At 39.1% G+C, this 23,190-nt stretch carries 16 protein-coding genes and 5 tRNA genes; 4 read left to right on the forward strand and 17 right to left on the reverse strand.

The window, feature by feature from the left end; translation table 11 throughout:
• Positions 1 to 104 precede the first annotated feature (104 nt).
• The 6 genes from rpoB to CXF71_RS17515 form a co-directional block, all read right to left on the reverse strand.
• Complete coding sequence (gene rpoB / locus CXF71_RS17490; RefSeq protein WP_101234239.1) at positions 105 to 4,133, reverse strand: DNA-directed RNA polymerase subunit beta; 4,029 nt, start codon at positions 4,131 to 4,133, stop codon at positions 105 to 107.
• A 256-nt stretch (positions 4,134 to 4,389) separates the two neighbouring features.
• A complete protein-coding gene (gene rplL, locus CXF71_RS17495; RefSeq protein ID WP_101234240.1) occupies positions 4,390 to 4,749 on the reverse strand; it encodes a 50S ribosomal protein L7/L12 in 360 nt (119 codons plus the stop codon).
• 122 nt (positions 4,750 to 4,871) lie between these two features.
• Positions 4,872 to 5,366 carry a 50S ribosomal protein L10 gene (rplJ, locus tag CXF71_RS17500; RefSeq protein WP_101234241.1) on the reverse strand — a complete coding sequence of 165 codons (495 nt, stop codon included), beginning with the start codon at positions 5,364 to 5,366 and terminating at the stop codon, positions 4,872 to 4,874.
• A gap of 364 nt (positions 5,367 to 5,730) precedes the next feature.
• Entirely contained in the window at positions 5,731 to 6,429 is a 699-nt protein-coding gene (gene rplA / locus CXF71_RS17505; RefSeq protein ID WP_101234242.1) for a 50S ribosomal protein L1, read from the reverse strand.
• 3 nt (positions 6,430 to 6,432) lie between these two features.
• A complete protein-coding gene (gene rplK / locus CXF71_RS17510) occupies positions 6,433 to 6,861 on the reverse strand; it encodes a 50S ribosomal protein L11 (protein WP_101234243.1) in 429 nt (142 codons plus the stop codon).
• A gap of 271 nt (positions 6,862 to 7,132) precedes the next feature.
• The gene (locus tag CXF71_RS17515; RefSeq protein ID WP_101234244.1) at positions 7,133 to 8,230 is read right to left on the reverse strand and encodes an OmpA family protein; all 1,098 of its coding nucleotides are present in this window, start codon (positions 8,228 to 8,230) and stop codon (positions 7,133 to 7,135) included.
• A gap of 266 nt (positions 8,231 to 8,496) precedes the next feature.
• Here CXF71_RS17515 and CXF71_RS17520 point away from each other — a divergent pair, with 266 nt between their 5' ends.
• On the forward strand, positions 8,497 to 9,315 hold the full coding sequence (locus CXF71_RS17520; RefSeq protein WP_101234245.1) for an ion transporter: 819 nt from the start codon (positions 8,497 to 8,499) through the stop codon (positions 9,313 to 9,315).
• Between the two features lie 610 nt (positions 9,316 to 9,925).
• On the opposite strand, the gene nusG is transcribed toward CXF71_RS17520, so the two are convergent.
• The 11 genes from nusG to CXF71_RS17575 form a co-directional block, all read right to left on the reverse strand.
• Entirely contained in the window at positions 9,926 to 10,513 is a 588-nt protein-coding gene (gene nusG, locus CXF71_RS17525) for a transcription termination/antitermination protein NusG (RefSeq protein ID WP_101234268.1), read from the reverse strand.
• A gap of 17 nt (positions 10,514 to 10,530) precedes the next feature.
• Positions 10,531 to 10,911 carry a preprotein translocase subunit SecE gene (gene secE / locus CXF71_RS17530; protein WP_101234246.1) on the reverse strand — a complete coding sequence of 127 codons (381 nt, stop codon included), beginning with the start codon at positions 10,909 to 10,911 and terminating at the stop codon, positions 10,531 to 10,533.
• 92 nt (positions 10,912 to 11,003) lie between these two features.
• Positions 11,004 to 11,080 (reverse strand) — tRNA-Trp (locus CXF71_RS17535).
• A 470-nt stretch (positions 11,081 to 11,550) separates the two neighbouring features.
• Positions 11,551 to 12,735, reverse strand: a complete 1,185-nt coding sequence (gene tuf, locus CXF71_RS17540) for an elongation factor Tu (RefSeq protein ID WP_070375043.1) — start codon at positions 12,733 to 12,735, stop codon at positions 11,551 to 11,553.
• An 82-nt stretch (positions 12,736 to 12,817) separates the two neighbouring features.
• Positions 12,818 to 12,893: transfer RNA gene (locus CXF71_RS17545), tRNA-Thr, on the reverse strand.
• Between the two features lie 16 nt (positions 12,894 to 12,909).
• Positions 12,910 to 12,983: transfer RNA gene (locus CXF71_RS17550), tRNA-Gly, on the reverse strand.
• A gap of 64 nt (positions 12,984 to 13,047) precedes the next feature.
• Positions 13,048 to 13,132, reverse strand: a tRNA-Tyr gene (locus CXF71_RS17555).
• 60 nt (positions 13,133 to 13,192) lie between these two features.
• Positions 13,193 to 13,268 (reverse strand) — tRNA-Thr (locus tag CXF71_RS17560).
• A gap of 298 nt (positions 13,269 to 13,566) precedes the next feature.
• Complete coding sequence (locus tag CXF71_RS17565; protein WP_101234247.1) at positions 13,567 to 14,250, reverse strand: DUF2726 domain-containing protein; 684 nt, start codon at positions 14,248 to 14,250, stop codon at positions 13,567 to 13,569.
• A 278-nt stretch (positions 14,251 to 14,528) separates the two neighbouring features.
• Entirely contained in the window at positions 14,529 to 15,173 is a 645-nt protein-coding gene (locus tag CXF71_RS17570) for a dUTP diphosphatase (protein WP_101234269.1), read from the reverse strand.
• Between the two features lie 103 nt (positions 15,174 to 15,276).
• Positions 15,277 to 16,311 carry a GlxA family transcriptional regulator gene (locus CXF71_RS17575; protein ID WP_101234248.1) on the reverse strand — a complete coding sequence of 345 codons (1,035 nt, stop codon included), beginning with the start codon at positions 16,309 to 16,311 and terminating at the stop codon, positions 15,277 to 15,279.
• 150 nt (positions 16,312 to 16,461) lie between these two features.
• On the opposite strand from CXF71_RS17575, the gene CXF71_RS17580 reads away from it, so the two are divergent.
• The 3 genes from CXF71_RS17580 to CXF71_RS17590 all read left to right on the forward strand — a co-directional run bounded on the left by CXF71_RS17580 (position 16,462) and on the right by CXF71_RS17590 (position 23,065).
• Positions 16,462 to 18,357 (forward strand): beta-ketoacyl synthase, encoded by a 1,896-nt coding sequence (locus CXF71_RS17580; RefSeq protein WP_101234249.1) that lies wholly within the window; start codon positions 16,462 to 16,464, stop codon positions 18,355 to 18,357.
• A 285-nt stretch (positions 18,358 to 18,642) separates the two neighbouring features.
• Entirely contained in the window at positions 18,643 to 19,518 is an 876-nt protein-coding gene (locus tag CXF71_RS17585) for a DMT family transporter (protein WP_101234250.1), read from the forward strand.
• A gap of 547 nt (positions 19,519 to 20,065) precedes the next feature.
• A complete protein-coding gene (locus CXF71_RS17590) occupies positions 20,066 to 23,065 on the forward strand; it encodes a TonB-dependent receptor (RefSeq protein ID WP_101234251.1) in 3,000 nt (999 codons plus the stop codon).
• The last annotated feature ends 125 nt before the right edge of the window (positions 23,066 to 23,190 follow it).

Consider the following 23,190-nt stretch of genomic DNA (forward strand, 5'->3'; position numbering starts at 1 on the left):
TTCTCCTGTCGGAGTTAAACTTTGAGAAGAAGGCAAAATCATTTGCCTTCTCCGCTTACCGGCTTATCCATCAGGATAAGCTCAGCTGACTTGTGGCTTAATACCTAGTCTTTGTCCAACTCGATGTTAATACCTAACGAGCGGATTTCTTTCAACAATACGTTGAATGACTCAGGAATGCCTGGTTCCATGCGATGATCACCATCTACTAAGTTTTTATACATCTTAGTACGACCGTTAACATCATCAGACTTAACTGTAAGCATTTCTTGCAAGGTATAAGCAGCACCATAAGCTTCAAGTGCCCATACTTCCATCTCACCGAAACGCTGACCACCGAACTGAGCTTTACCACCAAGTGGTTGCTGAGTTACTAGTGAGTAAGAACCCGTTGAACGAGCATGCATTTTGTCATCAACTAAATGGTTCAGTTTTAACATATACATATAACCAACAGTAACAGGACGCTCAAACTCACGACCGGTACGGCCATCAGTTAATACGAACTGTCCACTTTGTGGCATATCAGCAAGCACGAATAACTCTTTGATTTCTTTTTCAGCTGCGCCATCAAATGCTGGTGTAGCAATTGGTAGACCTGCACGTAAGTTACCTGCTAAGCGTAAAACTTCATCATCAGAGAAACTAGCAACATCAACTACTTGACGAGACTCACCTACATTGTAGACTTCTTGAATGAAGTTACGTAGTTTGTGAATTTCTTGTTGTGCTTCTAACATACGGTTGATCTTTTCACCGATACCGCGACACGCCATACCTAAGTGAGTTTCTAAGATCTGACCAATGTTCATACGTGACGGAACACCTAACGGGTTCAATACGATATCAACTGGTACACCGTGCTCATCGTATGGCATATCTTCAACAGGTACTACGTTTGAAATAACACCCTTGTTACCATGACGACCAGCCATTTTATCACCTGGCTGTATGTGACGTTTAACGGCTAAGTAAACCTTAACAATCTTTAATACGCCTGGTTGTAAGTCATCACCTTGAGTGATCTTACGACGCTTAACTTCAAACTTCTTATCAAAGTCTTGCTTGATATTGTCAAATTGCTCAGCAATTTGCTCAAGTTCAGCTTGTTGACCTTCATCAGATAAGTTTTGTGTTAACCACTTGTCACGAGACATAGACATTAAGTCTGACTCATTAAGACCTGTAGATAACAACAATTTCTTAGTACGTGCGTAAATACCATCTTCTAAAATGCTTAATTCATCGCCAAGATCTTTCTTAACTTCTTTAAGTTGCATTTGTTCAATTTCAACAGCACGAGCATCTTTTTCAACACCGTCGCGTGTAAATATTTGAACATCGATGATAGTACCTTTAACAGAGTTAGGTACACGTAATGAACTATCTTTAACGTCCGCAGCTTTCTCACCGAAAATTGCTCGTAGTAGTTTTTCTTCTGGCGTAAGTTGTGTTTCACCTTTAGGGGTTACTTTACCTACTAAGATATCACCACCATTTACTTCAGCACCAATATAAACAACACCCGCTTCATCTAATTTAGATAATGCTGATTCGCCTACGTTTGGAATATCTGCCGTAATTTCTTCACTACCAAGCTTAGTATCACGTGCAATACACGTTAACTCTTGAATGTGAATAGTAGTAAATCTATCCTCTATAGCAACACGCTCAGATAACAACATTGAATCTTCGAAGTTGTAACCATTCCACGGCATAAATGCGATACGCATGTTTTGACCTAAAGCCAATTCACCCATATCTGTTGAAGGACCATCAGCTAATACATCACCACGTACAACTGGCTCACCCATACGACACACTGGACGTTGGTTGATACAAGTATTTTGGTTAGAACGCGTGTATTTAGTTAAGTTATAAATATCAATACCGGCTTCACCAGCATGCATTTCATTTTCGTTAACTTTTACAACAATGCGTGATGCATCAACATAGCTTACTACACCGCCACGTTTGGCAACTGCAGTAACACCTGAGTCAACAGCTACTACTTTTTCCATACCTGTACCAACAAGAGGTTTATCAACTCTTAGAGTAGGTACAGCTTGACGTTGCATGTTCGAACCCATCAAGGCTCTGTTAGCATCATCGTGTTCAAGGAATGGAATAAGTGACGCCGCAACAGAAATAATTTGCTGTGGAGAAACATCCATATATTGAACTTCAGCAGAAGCTTTTAAGGTAAATTCATTTTTATGACGACAGTTAACTAATTCTTGTACTAACTTGTTGTTATCATCACGTTCAGCATTTGCCTGAGCGATAACAAAGTTACCCTCTTCAATCGCTGATAAATAATCAATGTCGTCAGTAACCAAACCGTCAATTACTTTGCGGTAAGGTGTTTCTAAGAAACCGTAATCATTGGTACGTGCGTAACACGAAAGCGAGTTGATCAAACCAATGTTTGGTCCCTCTGGCGTTTCGATTGGACAAACACGACCGTAATGCGTTGGATGTACATCACGTACTTCAAAACCAGCACGTTCACGGGTTAAACCACCCGGCCCTAAGGCAGAAATACGACGCTTATGCGTGACTTCTGATAACGGGTTGTTTTGATCCATAAACTGTGACAATTGTGATGAGCCAAAGAACTCTTTCACTGCCGCAGAAATTGGCTTAGCGTTGATTAAATCCTGTGGCATGATTGCATCTAAGTCACCAAGACTTAAACGCTCACGTACTGCACGTTCAACACGAACAAGACCAACACGGAATTGGTTTTCAGCCATTTCGCCAACAGAGCGAATACGACGGTTACCTAAGTGATCGATATCATCAACTTCACCTTTACCGTCACGAATGCCGATTAGGGTTTTCATTACTGAGATAATGTCTTCTTTAGACAAGATACCAGTACCAACATCATCTGCGTTGCCAACACGACGGTTGAACTTCATACGACCTACTTTTGATAAGTCATAACGCTCTGATGCGAAGAATAAGTTGTTAAACAACGTTTCTGCAGCATCTTTCGTTGGTGGCTCGCCTGGACGCATCATGCGATATACTTCAACTAACGCTTCTAACTTGTTAGTTGAACCATCAACACGAAGAGTGTCAGACATGTATGAACCAACATCGAATTCGTTCATGTATAAAGTAGAGATTACTTTATGGCCCGCTTGGCTAAGCTCGGCTAATAATTCTAAAGTGATTTCAGCATTTGCTTCAGCAATGACTTCACCAGTAGATTTGTCGATATAAGCTTTTGATAAAACACGACCAACAATATATTCTGCTGGGACCTCGAGTTTTTCAATTTTTGCTTTTGATAAAGAGCGAATGTGACGTGCTGTAATACGACGACCAGATTCAACTAACACTTCACCCTTTTTGATAGAAATATCAAAAATAGCTGTTTCACCACGAAGACGTTCAGGAATAAGATCCATGATCAACTTATCACCTTTAATGGTGTATTCAGTTGTGTCATAGAACATCGCTAAAATTTCTTCAGTAGAATATTCTAGTGCGCGTAAAATGATTGACGCGGGTAATTTACGGCGTCTATCTATACGTACAAATAAGTTATCTTTTGGATCAAATTCAAAGTCTAACCATGAACCGCGGTAAGGAATAACGCGTGCGTTATATAATACTTTACCCGATGAGTGAGTTTTACCTTTATCGTGATCAAAGAATACACCTGGAGAACGATGTAATTGTGAAACGATAACACGCTCAGTACCATTTATTACGAAAGTACCGTTATCTGTCATCAACGGGATTTCGCCCATGTACACTTCTTGCTCTTTGATATCTTTAACAGTACCTGCAGCGGCTTCTTTATCATAAACCACTAAGCGTAATTTTACGCGTAATGGTGCTGAATAAGTTACACCACGAATTTGACATTCTTTAACGTCAAATAATGGTTCACCTAAACGATAGCTAACATATTGTAATTCTGAGCTACCTGAATAAGCTTTAATCGGGAAAATAGAACGAAAAGCAGCCTCTAGACCGGTTTCACCTGTTGCGTCAATATCAATAAACTTGCGGAAAGAATCGAGTTGAATGGACAACAAGAATGGATATTCCATTACTTGTGCACTTTTACCAAAGTCCTTTCTAATTCGCTTTTTCTCAAAGTATGAGTAAGCCATGGGGTTCCTCAGCTTGCTGGTTATGGCCAAATCTGCCTACTGAGCAAAGCTCAGTTAGACAGGTTATGCTGTAATATTTACGTCTAAATATTACTAGATGCTTCTCTAATAACGAGAAAATCACCTAAACGCTTAATAATGCTTTGTTAAAGGATAAAAGTATCATTTATTCTTTAACAACAAAAGCGCAAAAAGGCCGGTGACGTTTAAATCACCAGCCATGCCTTTTCAGGCAAATAATCTGTTTAAAAACAGATTATTTGATCTCAACAGAAGCACCAGCTTCTTCAAGAAGTGTCTTAAGCGCTTCAGCTTCAGCTTTATCTACGCCTTCTTTAACAACGCCAAGAGCTTCAACTAAGTCTTTAGCTTCTTTAAGGCCTAAACCTGTAGCGCCACGAACTGCTTTGATTACTGCAACTTTCTTCTCACCGAAGCTAGTCATAACAACGTTGAATTCGCTTTGTTCTTCAGCAGATTCAGCAGGTCCAGCAGCTGCAACAGCTGCAGAAGCAGAAACACCAAATTTTTCTTCCATTGCTTCGATTAAAGCAACAACGTCCATTACTGACATTTCAGCAACTGCGTTTAAGATATCGTCTTTAGAAATAGACATACTATAATTTCCTAATTTTTAATAAACAGGTCTTTTTACTTTCTTATGTAAGTAATAAAAAACACTGTTTGAAATAACTCTAAATACAAAAAGCTTGGTTATAAGCAAAAAGCTTATATAACCTATGCAGCTTCCTGTTCTTTCTGATCGCGTATAGCAGCAAACGTGCGGGCTAACTTGCCTGCAGATGCTTCTTTCATAACGCTCATCAAACGTGAAATCGCTTCGTCGTAAGTAGGTAGCTTAGCTAACATATTTACGTCTACTGCGTTACCTTCAAATGCAGCTGCTTTTAATTCAAAGTTTTCGTTAGTTTTAGCGAAAGCTGTGAATAAACGTGCAGCAGCACCTGGGTGATCACTTGAAAAAGCAATTAATGAAGGTCCTTTGAATACGTCAGCGACACATTCAAATTCAGTACCTTCTACTGCACGACGTGCTAATGTGTTACGGACAACTTTCATCCATACGCCACTTTCACGTGCTTGCTTACGCAATACAGTAATTGCTTCAACTGTAACACCACGGGCATCCGCGATTACAACTGAGTGAGCGCCATTAGCAGCTTCTTGAACTTCAGCAACAATTGCTTTTTTGTCATCAAGATTGATAGCCATTGGCTTTAACTCCTGGTTCAGACCGGTAAAAAGTACCGGTATTTACAATCCCTAATCAACAATTACTTATTGACTAGGCCATAACGGCGAGGACCAGAATGTAAGAAAATATCTGGGTAATCACCATCTACGTAGGATAAATTAAGTAGTTAAATCAGAAGAAATAACTACACCTACGGTCTTGGACGGGGGTCGTGTATTTATTTGGCTTTATTCGATTTTACTCGAAAAACAGGCCAAAAAACCACACAACTCCTACCAAAATTTAAGGGGCGAAATTATAGGTTATAATTTCGCCCTTGTAAAGATTCAATACACAAAACTTTACTCAACAATAGTTACAGGTAATAAATTACAGGTAATATTAAGCTTGAGAAAGAGTTGCTTGGTTGACGGTAACACCGGCACCCATAGTTGTAGAAAGAGAAACTTTCTTCAAGTATTGACCTTTAGCATTTGCAGGTTTAGCTTTTTTAAGCGCTTCTAGCAAAGACTCTAAGTTTTCTTGCAATTGTGCAGGTTCGAAATCAGCCTTACCAATAGTAGTATGGATGATACCGTTCTTGTCGTTGCGGTAACGGATCTGACCAGACTTAGCGTTTTTAACAGCGCCAGCTACGTCAGGAGTTACTGTACCAACTTTAGGGTTAGGCATTAAACCACGAGGGCCTAAGATTTGACCTAGTTGACCAACAACACGCATAGCATCAGGAGAAGCAATAACAACGTCGAAGTTCATTTCGCCAGCTTTTACAAGCGCAGCTAAATCTTCCATACCAACAATGTCTGCACCAGCTGCTTTAGCTTTTTCTGCGTTTTCGCCTTGTGTAAATACAGCAACACGTACGTCACGACCAGTACCATTTGGTAATACTGTAGCACCACGAACGTTTTGATCTGATTTACGAGCGTCAATACCAAGATTTACAGCAACATCTACGCTTTCACGGAAGTTAGCTGTAGCAAATTCTTTTAATAAAGAAACTGCTTCGTTGATATCATATTCTTTTGTTACGTCTACTTTTTCACGGATAAGACGAGCGCGTTTTGATAATTTAGCCATTGATTAGTCCTCTACCACTAAACCCATTGAACGAGCAGAACCCGCAATGGTACGCACTGCAGCTTCAAGTGAACTAGCAGTTAAATCAGGTTCTTTTGTCTTAACAATTTCTTCAAGTTGAGCTGTAGTAACAGTGCCAACTTTATCAGTGTTAGGACGACCAGAGCCGCTTTTTATGCCAGCTGCTTTTTTCAATAAGAAAGAAGCAGGTGGAGTTTTTGTTTCGAAAGTAAACGAACGGTCACTATATACAGTAATTACTACTGGAACCGGAGCGCCTTTTTCTAAAGAATCTGTTTTCGCGTTGAACGCTTTACAGAATTCCATGATGTTAACACCATGTTGACCTAATGCAGGACCAACTGGTGGTGACGGGTTAGCTGCACCAGCAGCTACTTGTAGCTTGATTAAAGCTTGGACTTTCTTAGCCATTTTAAAATACCTTTTGTTTGGGTAGTTAACGCAATCTACTTAACACTAAAGTGGAATTTACCAATTTATCGCAAAGTTTTCGCTTCCCTGTTTACAAAATTCGCTTTAAAAACAGTTATTTTCACAACATAATAAAGCGTTTTTCGTGCGCGCTAAAAATAAGCGGCAGCGGATTATATATTAACCAGCCACCTCATTTCAAGCGCTTTTATTGTAACGGAGAAAATAGCAATAATCTGGAACCGCGTGATACCACTATTTACTCTGCCAATTAGCGTTGTTCTGCTACTTTTTTTACTGTACTTACTGTCGCTTCAATGCGACGATTTTGCTCATGGGCAGCGGCAGTGTTATTTTTATTTAATAATCTACTCTCCCCATAACCTATTGCTTTTAATCGACTCGCATCAATTGAAAATTCATTGATTAATACATCAACAACAGCTTGAGCACGCTTAGCTGACAAACTTTGATTAAACTTAGCCCCACCTTGTGCTGAGCTATGGCCGTTAATAGTTAAACTTACATGTGGATAAGTTTTCATAAAGTCAGCAGCTTTAGCTATTTCATCTTTATATTCTGCTTTTACCACTGCCTTGCTATTATCAAAATTTACACGTAATTGAATTGTTTCTTGCTGTTCAGTGAAAACAGTACAACCCATGTTATCTACTTTGTCAGTCGTAGGTGTATTGCCACAATGATCTTTGCTATCAACGATACCGTCAATATCACTATCTTTTTCTACTACCATAGCTACCGGAGCAACAACTGCTACAGGTGCTACTTTAGCTGGTTCAGCACGTTTAATTTTAGCTGGCTGACTACCAAAGTAATAAATAAAACCTAACTTCGTAGAGAAATCGGTATAGTTATCATCAAATTGATAATGTCCTTTTCCTTCAAAATAAAGTGCCATATTCTGACTTAAGTAATGACGATAGCCAGCCCCTAACGCTGCAGATAGGTTTGATTTTTCAACATCTAAGAAATCGGCACCACCAACAACATAAAAGCTTTCTTTGAATGGGAAGTATAATAAATCTAGCGCAATACTCTTACCTGCGGGTAAGTCATAGTTATTATTTTGTGCAACAGGTTTAAAGTGTGTATATGAAAGCCTAGTTTCGAATAACTCTGTTAGGCGGTACCCACCTTCAACACCTAGGCCCGAAGCATGATCAATAGCAGAGTTAGCATTACTATTAAACAGACGATCTTCATCCGTTTTTAAGTACATAGCATGACCACCAATATATGCATTGTCTACTAAAGACTCTGCACTTGGTTGCTCTGCTGCTGATAACGATAATGAAAAAACAGATAAGCCAATGAATTGGCATAATTTTGAAAGTTTAAATGGGCGCATTGAATACTATCCTTTTGTGTATTACTTCATGATGATTTTTCTGGCGCATAGTATAATCATTTATTATCCAAACTACTGTAGTTCTCTGGATAAATGTTAATAAAAAGTGAACCTTTGGTATTTACCCCAAGTTCGTCCCTATTATCTGAACACGGCTCATAACATTTACTAACAAAATCGCCCTGCTATATAGTATAAAATTACTTTTCTGAATTTCGTGTTTACGTCAACATTTTAACCATATTAGTCATCCACCGAGTATTTATATGTCATCTACAACCCTGGCTCGTAGAAAAATACGCAGCGTTGTTGAAAGTAAAAAATTTCAACATGCACTTATCGCCCTTATCCTTTTCAATGCCTTTACCCTTGGACTGGAAACCAGCCCATTTGGTAAAGCCAATGTTGGCATTCTACATATTATCGATACGTTAATATTAGTTATTTTTACCCTAGAGTTACTATTGAAACTAATCGCCTATAAAGGTGATTTTTTCCGTTCCGGTTGGAATTGGTTCGATTTTATCATTGTTGCTATTTCTTGGGCGCCTACAAGTGGTGCTTTATCAGTACTACGTGCTTTTAGAATATTACGGGTATTGCGATTACTTTCTGTGGTACCGCAAATGCGCCGTGTGATTGGCGCACTAGGTCATTCACTACCTGGCATGGCATCAGTCGTCGGCGTTTTAAGTATTATATTTTATGTCTCTGCGGTACTTACAACTAAAATATTTGGCAGTCATAGTGATGTAAATATGCAGGAGTGGTTTGGTAGCATAGGTGCTTCCGCTTATACCTTATTTCAGGTGATGACGTTAGAAAGTTGGTCTATGGGCATAGTTCGTCCAACCATGGAATTATTCCCGCTCTCTTGGGTATTTTTTGTACCCTTTATCATTATTACCAGCTTCGCGGTGCTTAACTTATTTATTGGGATTATTGTCGATGCCATGCAAGTAATGCATGAGGAAGAAGGTAAACCTAAACAAACCATCGCAACGAAAGAAGATATGCTCGTATTAGAAGCCAAAATCGATAAGTTGAATGAATTATTACAGAGCAACATTGATAATACGAAGTAGGTACTTATTAGTTAACTAGGATTTATTGGTAAAGGGAACTTCCCCCTGATAAATAACACGCTAAAACTAAGCGTACTATCAAACTGTCGCTCAATTATCAGTTGGCATCCAATGAACTAATGGTTAATGGAAAGGTGATAATCACGTATATCCTCATTATCAGAGGTCGCTATACTGGTTGGTAATCATCCACAGTGATTCGAGTGAGGTGCAGCATCACGTGGACTTAAGGATCACAGGCAAAAAATAAACGCTGGTGTGAATAATTTTTACAAAATTTTACCTGGTATTTATTAGCCATAACAGCAATGACTGGTCATTGAGAACAGAGGTGAAAGTAGCGTGGACCGAAATATTATTCCCCAATGACAGATTTAATAAAAGGTATTAGCTCTTTATTTATTATGCTTAAAACTGGGGCAAGCGAGGTAACTTATCTTCGTGCAAAGTTATTCGTATTGATTCAACTTAGTTATTGCGAATTAAGTAATACCTATTTATAAATCTAGAATTATTAGTAGGTATTAGCTTGAAGTAATTATACTACGATATAAACAAAAAACGCCTGCACAAGGCAAGCGTTTTTAATCAAGGAAATAATAGCAGCTAACTAGCTACCTTTTTCAACTTGACCAAATTCTAAATCAACAGGCGTTGAACGACCGAAGATAAGTACTGATACCTTGATACGGTTTTTCTCGTAATCAAGCTCTTCAACCACACCACTAAAGTCAACAAATGGTCCGTCAATAACACGGATAACTTCACCTGGCTCAAACAATGTCTTAGGCTTAGGCTTATCTGTTTCTTCAAGGCGCTGTAAAATACGGTCTGCTTCTTTTTGGGTAATTGGTGCTGGACGATCACTCGTACCACCAATAAAACCAAGTACACGCGGTACGCTTTTCACTAAATGCCAAGCATCAACATCCATTTCCATTTGTACTAGTACATAACCTGGAAAGAATTTACGAGAACTTTTACGCTTTTGACCAGCGCGCATTTCTACTACTTCTTCAGTAGGAACTAAAATATCACCAAACTTTTCTTGTAATCCGTGGATTTCAATATGCTCAAGTAATGTTTTTTGAACGCGACCTTCATAACCTGAAAATGCTTGTACTACATACCAACGCAATTTCGGGTTTAAATTTACTTTCTTTTCTTCGCCTTCAGGAGAGATATTTTCTTCTGACATATTTTCTTCAGACATAACTAAACCTGCATACCTGTAACTAAACCAACTAACCAGAAAAGAACGGAGTCTAATCCCCAAAGTAGTAATGACATCAACAAAGTCACTACTAACACAATACCTGTCGTTTGTACGGCTTCTTGACGTGTTGGCCAAACAACTTTACGTACTTCAGTACGCGCTTCTTTTGCAAATATAGCGGCATTACGACCTTTTTCAGTTTGTAATGCAATTAAACCAGCAACACCAACCATTACTACAACTGCAACGGCTCTAATTAATACTGATTGTTCACCGTAAACGTAATTACCCGCAACAGCACCAGCTAAAAGTAAGAATATAACTCCCCACTTTACTGTATCGAAAGAACTGCTTGGTTGCTCTTCTGTACTTGCATTCATAATTCTATTCCGTATTTAAATACTTTCTAATAACACGACTTGTTATAACAAGCCGATACAACATACGTAACTTTACCTATGTTTACTCAAAATGGCAGGGGTGGAGAGACTCGAACTCCCAACCATCGGTTTTGGAGACCGCTGTTCTACCAATTGGAACTACACCCCTACAGATCGCTTATAAAGCAATAGTTACACTTACCGGGTGAATCTTAGTTTTTTGGGAAATAAGAGATACTCGAGAAGTGAGGCGCTATTATACTCAGCCCAGTGTTTTACTCAAGAAGTATTTGATGTATTGGCTAATATAAGCCGTTTCTCGGTAATAGATCCTGCTAATAGTCAGAACATGATTATTTAAAGCGCAATAGCGACCTAATTAAGCACAGCTGAAAAAACACAACCCTTGTCGATACCCACTCATACTTACCAAAGCGTATAAATGATAACGTTAACATTGTCTTATCACTGCTAAATTTCACGCACAAAAAAGGCCGCGTTAGCGACCTTTCTTAGATATTGATACTTAATTTCTAATATGCATTTGCTTAGTAACTGATGATTTAACAAAGCGTAGGCACGGAGTTGACGTTAGTCAATGAGTACCTACAACGACGCTAAATCGAAGTTAGTGGCAAGTTAAGCAATAATTTTAGAAACAACACCAGCACCAACAGTACGACCACCTTCACGGATAGCGAAGCGTAAACCTTCGTCCATCGCTACTGGGTTGATTAGCTCAACAACAAACTTAAGGTTGTCGCCAGGCATTACCATTTCAACACCTTCAGGAAGCTCTACAGCACCTGTGATATCTGTTGTACGGAAGTAAAACTGTGGACGGTATCCTTTGAAGAATGGAGTATGACGACCACCTTCATCTTTACTTAGTACGTATACTTCTGATTCGAACTTAGTATGAGGAGAAATTGAACCAGGCTTACATAGTACTTGACCACGTTCAACATCTTCACGCTTAAGACCACGTAGAAGAACACCACAGTTCTCGCCAGCACGACCTTCGTCAAGAAGCTTACGGAACATTTCAACACCAGTACATGTTGATTTTTGTGTATCACGGATACCAACAACTTCTACTTCTTCACCAATTTTGATGATACCACGTTCAACACGACCCGTTACAACAGTACCACGACCAGCAATTGAGAATACATCTTCGATAGGCATGATGAATGCTCCGTCGATTGCACGCTCTGGCTCTGGAATGTAGTTATCAAGTTGATCAGCAAGTTCAATGATTTTTGCTTCCCACTTTTCGTCGCCTTGAAGAGCGCCTAAAGCTGAACCTTGAATTACAGGTAAATCATCACCTGGGAAGTCATATTCAGAAAGAAGTTCACGGATTTCCATTTCTACTAATTCTAATAACTCTTCATCATCAACAACATCACATTTGTTCATGAATACGATGATGTATGGAACACCAACTTGACGAGATAATAAGATATGCTCACGTGTTTGTGGCATAGGACCATCTGTAGCAGCAACTACTAAGATAGCGCCATCCATTTGTGCAGCACCAGTGATCATGTTTTTGATGTAATCGGCGTGACCAGGACAATCTACGTGTGCGTAGTGACGAACTTCAGTATCGTATTCGATGTGAGAAGTATTGATTGTAATACCACGTTCACGCTCTTCAGGAGCATTATCGATTTGTGCGAAATCTTTAACTTCACCACCGTGTACTTTAGTTAATACCGCAGAGATAGCGGCTGTTAACGTTGTTTTACCGTGATCTACGTGACCGATTGTACCAACATTAACATGCGGTTTTAAACGTTCAAATTTTGCTTTAGCCATTTTTCAATACCTCTGGGTATAGTAATAATTTACTGTTTTAGTGTGCGATTGAGTTTGAGATAAGGATAGATTAATCTAGGAATGGTGCTGATAGGCAGATTCGAACTGCCGACCTCACCCTTACCAAGGGTGCGCTCTACCAACTGAGCCATATCAGCATTCATATACAAAGATTGGAGCGGGCGGCGAGAATCGAACTCGCAGCTTTAGCTTGGAAGGCTAAGGTATTACCACTATACGACGCCCGCGTTTTCTATCAGATATCTCTTTTTTTGATTTATGCTTACTTTACAATAAGCATAAGTCGAAATATGGTGGAGGGAGGTGGATTCGAACCACCGAAGGCTGAGCCGTCAGATTTACAGTCTGATCCCTTTGGCCACTCGGGAACCCCTCCACTTTAAGCCTATACCTTTTTCAAGGTACCTTATAAAAGCAATGCTTTAATAAGTATTAATGGTGCCGACTGCCGGAATCGAACTGGCGACCTACTGATTACAAGTCAGTTGCTCTACCAACTGAGCTAAGTCGGCACTACATTAAGTGGTGCGAATTCTAGTGCAATGTTTTACGCCTTGCAATAGCTAAATTCAAATATTTTGCACTTTTTTCATCTTTATCGTTTGTTTGATGCTTTTTTATTCAAGGTGAGGTTAATTTTACTGCTAGAGGACTTGTTACTGATGATTAAAGTAAAAAATCCGTCATTAAATAATGTCGGATTTCTTTATTTTTCGCTATTTCACCTTGAAGCAATTTCAAAGCGAATTCACTTTCGCTAGACTTTTCTTTAAATAATCGTGTTATTCCCTAATTAAAGTCTTCAATACCTTAATGAGATAACGATGTTGCTGGCATTCCACCTAATTGTCCTGCTGACATTTGTGGCATTATTGGTGTTTGCTGTGCAATTTGTGCTCTAGCCGCTGCTGTCGTTAGTGCGCCAACTGATTTATTTCTTGCTCTTACCATAGGTGCAGGGATGATCCGACCTTTTATTTTTGGTTGAGGCGCAAAGTTAGCCGCTGACTTACCTAATAGACGGGTATGAATACAAGACCTAATTTCTTCTAGAGTGTAATTAGCTTTTACTTTAATACGAAGATGCGGAATTGAAGCGGCTTCCAAACTACCACTAACAAACCAGTCTTTTTTAATTTTATAGCCTCGCCCCTGCGTGTCGACTAAATCAATAGCGCCCAGTAACTTCATACTACTGCGATCGCAAATAACAAAATCTAAATACTTAGTTTCAGCACTTTTTGCAGCAGTTTGACTAGCACGACTTGATACACCATTACGTATAGTCACCACATCACTAAGCCTGACGCGATTTAATACACGATATTTTGCGCCCAAGGCTTGCTCAACCAGGTTTTGAAAGTTTTTTTCTGCGGGAGTAAAGATTGCCTTTTTACTATCAAAAGGAAAAGGAAAGCTATTGTCATTTAAGCGACTTGCTAGCACAGCAACGATTACCACTAAGGTAATTAAGGCAAATAATATCAGTTCCATATACTTCTCCTGTAATACCAACCAGCCTCATTGAATGCTAAGCACTTAATCAGCGCAAATGGTATAGTTCAAATTCTTGACGCTTTTCTCTATTTCAAAGAATAAACGCACTACTTGAGTTGAATTAAGCAGAATGTGTGCCAAAAATTGATATGACGAGAATATTTACAAAGAGGGGAATTATTTACTATTACTTGAGTGTAATTGATATTAACGCAGATGTTTATTTAAGAAATAGATGCAGCGTGAAAAACTGCACCTATATAAGGTATAACTATTTAAGCAGGGTATTTTTCTTCTAACGCTTGATATAATTGCTGTTGAAAGTCTTCCGCACCGGGATCTAACGTAGTTACTAGTTTTGCTAACACTTCATTATCTTCTTCGCCGTGCCATACTTTACTATAGCTACCATCTTTATAACCGTGGTCTTGACGGAAAAAGTTTAGTGTATTTTTACCTACGTACTGCCTGAATAGTTCATCTAGGTCCATATTCATTAATGACATACAATCAGCTAACGCTTTAGCATCGAAGGCTTTACCTGTAACAGCTGCTGACGCTAAATTTTCTAGCGCTACTTTAAAGTCACTTTCTGCGGTACCTTGGTGTAATTCTTTAGCAAGTTCTTTGGCAATTAATTCTGCGCTATCACCAGACATTAAACGTAAACTCAAACCAAAGTGAAAAATGTCAACCAGTTCTAATTGTACTTGAGCGATGTCAATCTCTTGGTGTTTCCACCACTTCCAACCGTGATGATCTAACATCTCAGCACATTCAACCCAAATTGCGCGATACCACTCATAGCCATTGTTACGCCATGTATCACTAACACGACTGTTCATCGCATCTTGCATGATTAACATTTGGCTAATTTGTTTTTCGGCTATAGAAAGTGCGGTTGATAGTTTTTCGCTCATGTTTTTCTCAAATAATAATGTTAGTACCGTTATTTTGCCGCAGCTGATAGCTTGTGACAAGTAATTGCTGCGTGTTTTACTGAAAGAACCGAATGCAACATCGTTAACTAAATAACTTCTTCCTTACCATAGCTCGGTAAGCTTTTGGCGTTAAACTCAAATATTGTTTAAAGAGACGCGTCAAGTGTCCTTGATCTTGATAGCCCACCTGATCGGCTATTTCTTGAATAGTTAGGTTACTAGATGACAATAATTCTTTGGCTGTTTCTATTCTCAATTGTTGCCAATATTGAGTTGCTCTAACACCTGTCGCGACTTTAAATCGACGGGTAAACGAACGTTGACTCATTCCAAATTGCTCGGCAATTTCAGTCAGGGTTAATTCTGTATTTAAATTAGTGCGTAACCAGAATTGAATTTCTGCAATTAATTCGTCTGCATGTCTATCACCTGAGCCTTCTAAATAACGTTGTTCTTCATAAGGTTTACGGATTTCATGGGAAAAATTTCGCTCTACATTTTGTGCTGCTGCTTTTCCATAGTGCTGGGCAATAAGATGGACAATAATATCGGCTAATGCATTCAAACTAGCCGCACAATATATCCGTTCTGATTGGGTAATAAAAAAATCTGGCTTTAAGTCGACTTGTGGGTAATCTCGCTTAAATTGGTCAACGTAATGCCAATGTGTCGTCGCTGAATGATTATCTAATAAACCCGATTCAGCCAAAAAGCATACGCCGGTACCCACACCAATTAACGTACTACCTTGCTGCCAACACTGTTTTAACCAAGCCACAAGCTTTTGATGACTTTTAAGTACCGGCCGTGGATTACGCCATAAACTCGGTACAATAATAATATCGGGTAGTGTAGAGGTAACAGATGATTCACCATCAAGGGTAATATCAGCAACCATAGTAATGCCTGCTCGGGATTTTATACTGACAGAAGATTCACTCAAGAACTGCGTAGTGAGTTTTAATACCGATTTATCATAACGTCGAGCAAAAGCTTCACCGGCGAGTAACATCTCTACCGGTAAGGTAATACCCGTTGCCAAAACGTGAGGGTAAATCAGTAAATTCACCGTTAGCTTATCTACTAAATTATCTTTTTTTATTAGCTTATTAGGCATCACACCTCCTCAACCAGTCATTTATGGCCATTATTACATATTATAAGGCTATTTTGGCTTATTATTATTTTTAAGAAACATTAGAATAGTTACCATCTAACGCAATATCACTATGTTGCTTTTATTCAAATTCTTTAAGTTGGCTATTACATGACACGTTTACCTTTAATTATTGGCATGGGCGGTATTAATGCTTCAGGTCGTACCTCATTTCATCAAGGTTTTCGCCGTATAGTCATCGACAAATTAAATGCACAAGCACGCCAAGAGACTTTTGTTGGTCTAGCCAGTTTAATGAAACTCGTCAGCAATCAAGAGGGGTCTTTAGTTGATGTAGAAGGTAATACTATTTTACCTACTGAGATAGAAGCGAAACTTGGTAAGCAAATTCTTGCGGGTACATTAATTCGTAAAATTGAAAAGAATCATTTTGATCCTGATGCAACTCACTGGCATCAAAAAATGAACATTACCCCAACAGATAAACATATTACCTTTGAATTACGTACTAAAGAGCTACCTAAGCCTGTCCCCAGTTCATGGGTAGTCACTGATTTGGGTGAAGGTCGTGTATCCGTTGAAATTCCTGACGAATTAACGATTACCCATGACTCCTATCGTGACAATCCAATTAAAGCTGCGGGGCAGTTTCCAACAGGATTCGAACCCGCCAAACTGTATAACAGCCGTTACCAACCGCGTGGTTTACAAGCAACAATTTTTGCTGCGACTGATGCTATTCGTTCTACTGGATTAGAGTGGGATGCCATCTTAGACAAAATTAGTCCTGATGAAGTAGGTACTTATTCAGCGTCAATCGCAGGTCAAATGCATGACGAAGGCTTTGGTGGCTTAATTAAAAGCCGTTTAACGGGCTCTCGTGTCAGCACTAAGCAGTTAGCCCTTGGCTTGAACACTATGTCTACTGATTTTATCAATGCTTATGTAACCGGTAATGTTGGTACAACTTTTACTAGCTCTGGTGCTTGTGCAACATTCTTATATAACTTACGCGCAGCAGTGCATGACATGGAGGCGGGTCGTACCCGTGTAGCCATTGTAGGTAGTAGTGAAGCGGCTATCACACCAGAGATGATTGAAGGCTTTGGCAACATGAGTGCACTAGCCAATGAAGAAGGGCTAAAGAGACTTGATGGAACCGATACTGCAGATCATCGCCGTACTAGTCGTCCGTTTGGTAAAAATTGTGGTTTCACTATAGGTGAAGGCGCACAATTTGTTGTCTTAATGGATGATGCCCTTGCGTTAGAAATGGGTGCAAAAATACTTGGCTCAGTTGCCGACGTATTCATTAATGCCGACGGTTATAAAAAATCAATTACGGCGCCAGGCCCTGGCAACTATATTACCATGGCAAAATCAGTGGCTTTAGCAGAACAAGTGCTTGGTAAAGAAGCATTACAAGAGCGTAGCTTTATTTTGGCGCATGGTTCAAGTACTCCACAAAATCGCGTCACTGAGTCATTAATTTACCATAAAATAGCAGAATGCTTTAACATCGAAAATTGGCCTGTAGCGGCACCTAAAGCTTATGTTGGTCATACACTTGGCCCAGCCAGTGGCGATCAAATGGCGATGGCTTTAGGTGTTTTCAGCGATAACATTATGCCGGGTATTACCACTATTGATGAAGTCGCTGAAGATGTTCATAACGAGCACCTTAACATTGCCACTGAGCATTGGCACTGCCCTGATATGGACATCGCTTTTATCAACTCAAAAGGCTTTGGTGGCAATAATGCAACAGCAACAATTTTTTCTCCAAAAGTAAGTTTAAGCATGATGGCAAAACGTTATGGCGCAGAGGCAATGGAAGCATATCAACAAAAACTGGTTGCTGTAGAGCAAGCGCAGCAAGTTTATCGTGATAATGCTAATAACGGCCAATTCGATTTAATTTATAAGTTTGGTGAAGGTTTGATTAATGAGGCTGACATTGAATTAACTAGCGATAGCTTAACATTCGCTGAATTCAAGAATAGTATCGCACTACCGAGTAAAAATCCGTTTGATGATATGGTCTAGTCTTAGCCACTAAAGTGAAAGCGTGCCAAATTGGTATGCTTTCAGCTTATTATATACCCGTTCCACTTGAAGATGCAGTTTCAGAGCGAAGCTAGCAAATAAGATCAAGGCGCGATACGCTGATAATGGTTATTCCCTTATCGAGTAGTGCAACGCAGGACTGGTTTTCTAGCTTAGCTCCCTACGGGCATCTTGAAGTAGAGCGGGTATAGGCATTACCTTTTAATACAAAACCGAGTCATTTACCTCTGGCTTTAGCTTCTTCCAGCAAAGATAGGCAAATATATGACTCGGCTATGCATAATCCTAATTACCTTACTATCGCTAGTAGCCTTCGCTGCTAATTCACTGATAACCCGCTTTGCTTTGGAAAAAACGTCCATAGATGAAGCAAGTTTCATTATGATTAGGGTCGTTTCTGGTGCACTTTTCTTGTGGTTATATTTAACCTTTAAAAATAATAATAAGGCATACAAAGCTGGAACATGGCTTGCCGCTTTTGCCTTGTTTATTTATGCGGTTAGTTTTACCTATGGGTACGGATTAATTGCTGCTGGCACTGGAGCGCTATTGCTCTTTGGGGCAGTACAAATCACCATGACCATTGTCGGTTACCGCGAAGGTGAACGACTTAATATTATACAGATGGCGGGGTTCGTTCTTGCACTGATTGGACTGGTAATATTAATGCTACCAGGCATAAGTTCACCTTCCTTTATGGGCGCATTCTTGATGTGTATCTCAGGAGTAGCTTGGAGTATTTATACTTTACAAGGAAGAGGGGCAAGTGACCCAGCAGCGACTACTGCCGGGAATTTTATAAAAGCGGCCCCCATGGCAATACTGCTGTGGTTTATAGTTTACCTATCAACAAACAACACCATCAATTTAGCAACCGACGGCGTTATTTATGCACTGCTGTCAGGTATTATCACCTCAGGTATTGGCTACATTATTTGGTATAGTGTTTTACCTGAACTCAAAGCTACTCAAGCTGCTATTGTGCAACTAAGTGTGCCATTATTAGTCACTTTAGCAGGTGCAATAATTCTTAATGAAGCCATCACAATGCGTATAATACTCGCTTCTACGGCTATACTACTCGGCACAATTTTGGTGCTAACGTTCAAAAAACCCAGCAAAAACCTAACAAATAAGTAGCACCTTTACTATAAGCAACTTGCTCTAATCAATAAGAACACGGTTAATCCCCCTCATTATTAAGCAGCTTATTACTAACGATTGCTAATAATTACTGAGCAATGATTGTATTTCTACTCGATTAAATAAAACATCAGTAAAAAACACATAAATCCCCCCCTTTAGCTCTGTACTTAATTTCGAAAATACAACCTCAACCGCACTATATTCTAAAAAATTATAAGCTAATAGTATTATATTCTAAATACCTTACAGCTCTGAACGTTTATTAATCATTTCCCTGCAGAGACTACTACAACTGAATTCCTGTTAATACCAAATGATTTTCTTCCTTAGCTTTCATCTTATTTATATTACTAATATAAAATATAATTGTGGATAATATACAATATAACATATATAAGTGTAATCGTACTTTCGTGCTGTTCGCTTAAAAAGCACCTACGACTGACAAGTAAAAAGTACTAGGGGAGTTATTTCAGGTTCAGGGATAAGCCAAAAAAAACACTACAAAAACTATAAAATAAAAACATACAGGTATAACAAAATGATTACATCACGATTTAAGGCACGCAAATCTCTCGCAGCTATTGCTGTTGGTACCGCATTAATGCTTTCGGCACCAAGTGTTATGGCAGCAGACGCATTTAACGGTGTTTTAAAAGGTACAATTTCAACGGCTAATAACCAAGCCGCACCTAATGCAACAGTTACCATTAAGCATAAAGGTAAAGGTGTTACTCGTACTACTACTACTTCAGCTGACGGTAGCTTTTCATTACCTAAGCTACCCGTCGGTGAATATACCGTTACTATCAGCAAAGATGGTTATGAGATAGAACAAGAGACTATTCAGATAAACATTGGTTCAGCCATTTCTTACAATGGTCAATTATTTGCTAAAGGCTCTGATGTAGAACGTATTCAAGTAACAGGTAGTAATATCTCTCGTGTAGATCTAGCCTCTTCAACTGGTGGTGTGGTTATTACCGCGAAAGATATTGAGAATATGCCGATTGAATCTGGTTTTGATAGTATTGCAATGTTAGCACCAGGTGCGACAGCAGCTAACGGTGATAATTTTAACGGTTCACCTTCAATTGGCGGAAGCTCTTCTGCTGAAAATGGTTACTACCTAAATGGTTTAAATGTAACCTCTGTTAAAACGGGCTTAGGCTCTATCTCTCTTCCATGGGAAGCGATTTCACAAACAGAAGTTATGACTGGTGGTGTTAACCCTGAATTTGGTAATGCACTTGGTGGCATTGTTAATGCTGTTTCTAAATCGGGTGAAAATGAATTTAATTTTGGTGCTCAAGTTCGTGTAGATCCAGAAGCTATGCGCTCTCATCATAATGATTTATATCAAGCTGATGGCAGCGTTCGCTCGGTTAGTGCAAATGATGAATCTACATTTACCCGATATTCTGTTTGGGGCAGTGGCGCTCTTATTGAAGATACTCTATTTGCTTATGTATTATTAGAGCCTCAAAAGAATGACTATGAAAACTATGGTACCAATTTTTTTAATGAGGGTGAAACAACATCTGATCGCTGGTTTGCAAAACTTGATTGGTATATTACTGATGATCATTCAATTGAATTAACGGCTATCAATTTTGAGTCTGAAGGTAGCTATAAATCATATGACTATGATTATGAAAATAATATGGTAGATCTTGCTTCAGCGCAAAACCAAAAAACTGGTTCAGGTGGTGATGTATTTGGTATTAAATACTCTGGTATTCTTACTGATAACCTCTCTATTGAAGTAGTTGCAGGTCGTGTACGGGAAGAAGAAAGCCATTTTGTCAGTGATGAATTACCTTGGGTAGGTTCATATTTATTTGGTGGATATCAACAACTAAGTAACCATACAAACAGCACAATTACTTCAACAGATGAAGTGACTCGTGATCAACTTCGTGCTGATATTGTATGGGAATTAGAAGATCATTCACTTAAATTTGGTTTTGACCACTACGATACTTATGTCGATTATGAGTCCACTCAAAATGGCGCTGGCGGTCAAGCCGGTGCACAAGGTTGGTGGTATGTAGATACATCAATAGGTGCAGGTGACTTTTCAAACTTACCTTCAGGTACGGGATATGTTGATCAACGAATTCGTAGTGATTTTGCTAAGTCACATGTAATTTCAACATCTTTCTATATTCAGGACTCATGGCAGGCAACTGATAATTTAGTGCTAAATATGGGCCTTCGATACAATGACTTTTCTAACGAAATGTCTGATGGTAAAGAATACGTTTCTGTATCTGGTCAAATTGCTCCTCGCCTACAAGCTATATACGATTTAGCTGGTGATGGTAGCTCTAAAGTATTTATGACTTACGGTCGTTATTTTCAACCTGTTTCACCAAATATGAACATCACACAAGGTGGATCACGTCGTGATGAACATTGGTATTATGAACTAGATCAAGTTGATGCTGATGGTCAGCCAATTATTTTAGCAGACGGTTCACCTAGCCGTGGCGCTCAAACTGGTTATAATTTACCTCAATCAGGTGAGAGTACTCCTGCTGAGATTGTTACTGCTGATTTAGACCCTATGTATACCGATGAAATTACCATAGGTTACCAAACTGAAGTATTTGATGGTGACATGAGCTTTGGCGTAAAAGCTATTTATAAAGACTTAGGCAACTCTATTGAAGATGCTGATTTCTATGCACCAATCAACAATTGGTATGTAGAAAATGGATATGCGAATCCAAATAGCGGTGGAGCTTGGATACTGTTTAATCCTGGTAATGGCTTAGATGTAAAGGGTGATTACGATGGTGATGGCACAACAGAACATATTCAAATTTCTGCTGAAGACTTAGCAATGCCAGACGCCTCTCGTCAGTATGGTGCTATGGAATTTACCTTAGATGGTATGGCTACAGAGAAATTATTTGTTAGTGCTAGTTATACTTGGTCACACTTATGGGGTAATACTGCTGGTTTAGTTAATGATGATGATAACCAAGCCGATCCAGGTTGGACTGTTTCTTACGATTATGCTGGTTTACAAGATAATGCTTCAGGTAACTTACCTAGTGATCGTCGTCATACAATGAAAGTTTTTGGTTCTTATGAAGTGACAGAAGACTTTACTGTTGGCTTAAATGCTAATATTGGTAGTGGTAAACCAATCAGTGCTATGGGTATTCACCCTGAAGAAGTTGGCGCATGTGCTACAGCTGCATGGGCTTCTTGTCCTAGTCGTAATGAGCGTGGACACGGTGCATCATTTTATGATGAAAATGGCAACAATGCACCAAGAGGTACTTACGGTACAACGGATTGGACATATGTATTTGACTTGTCAGCAACATATAGATTAGACGTATTTGAAAATGATTTAATGTTTAAAGCAACGATATATAATTTATTTGATTCGTCTACTCAAACAACAGTTGTTCAAGACAGAACTAAGACTGTCGGCAACGATACTGTTCTCGATGATAACTGGGGTATGACAACTGGTCGCGTTAGTGCACGTTATGTATCACTTACTGCTCGTTACGAATTTTAATAGTTAGCTAAAAATTAAATTTCATTAATTGATATTTAATAATAAAAACCGCTCATTTGAGCGGTTTTTATTTGCATGATTTTTAACATTATATAAACATCAAAACAAAAGCTGTACATAAAGAC

The organism is Colwellia sp. 12G3 (genome assembly GCF_002836775.1).
In the GTDB taxonomy this organism is placed as follows: Bacteria; Pseudomonadota; Gammaproteobacteria; order Enterobacterales; family Alteromonadaceae; genus Colwellia.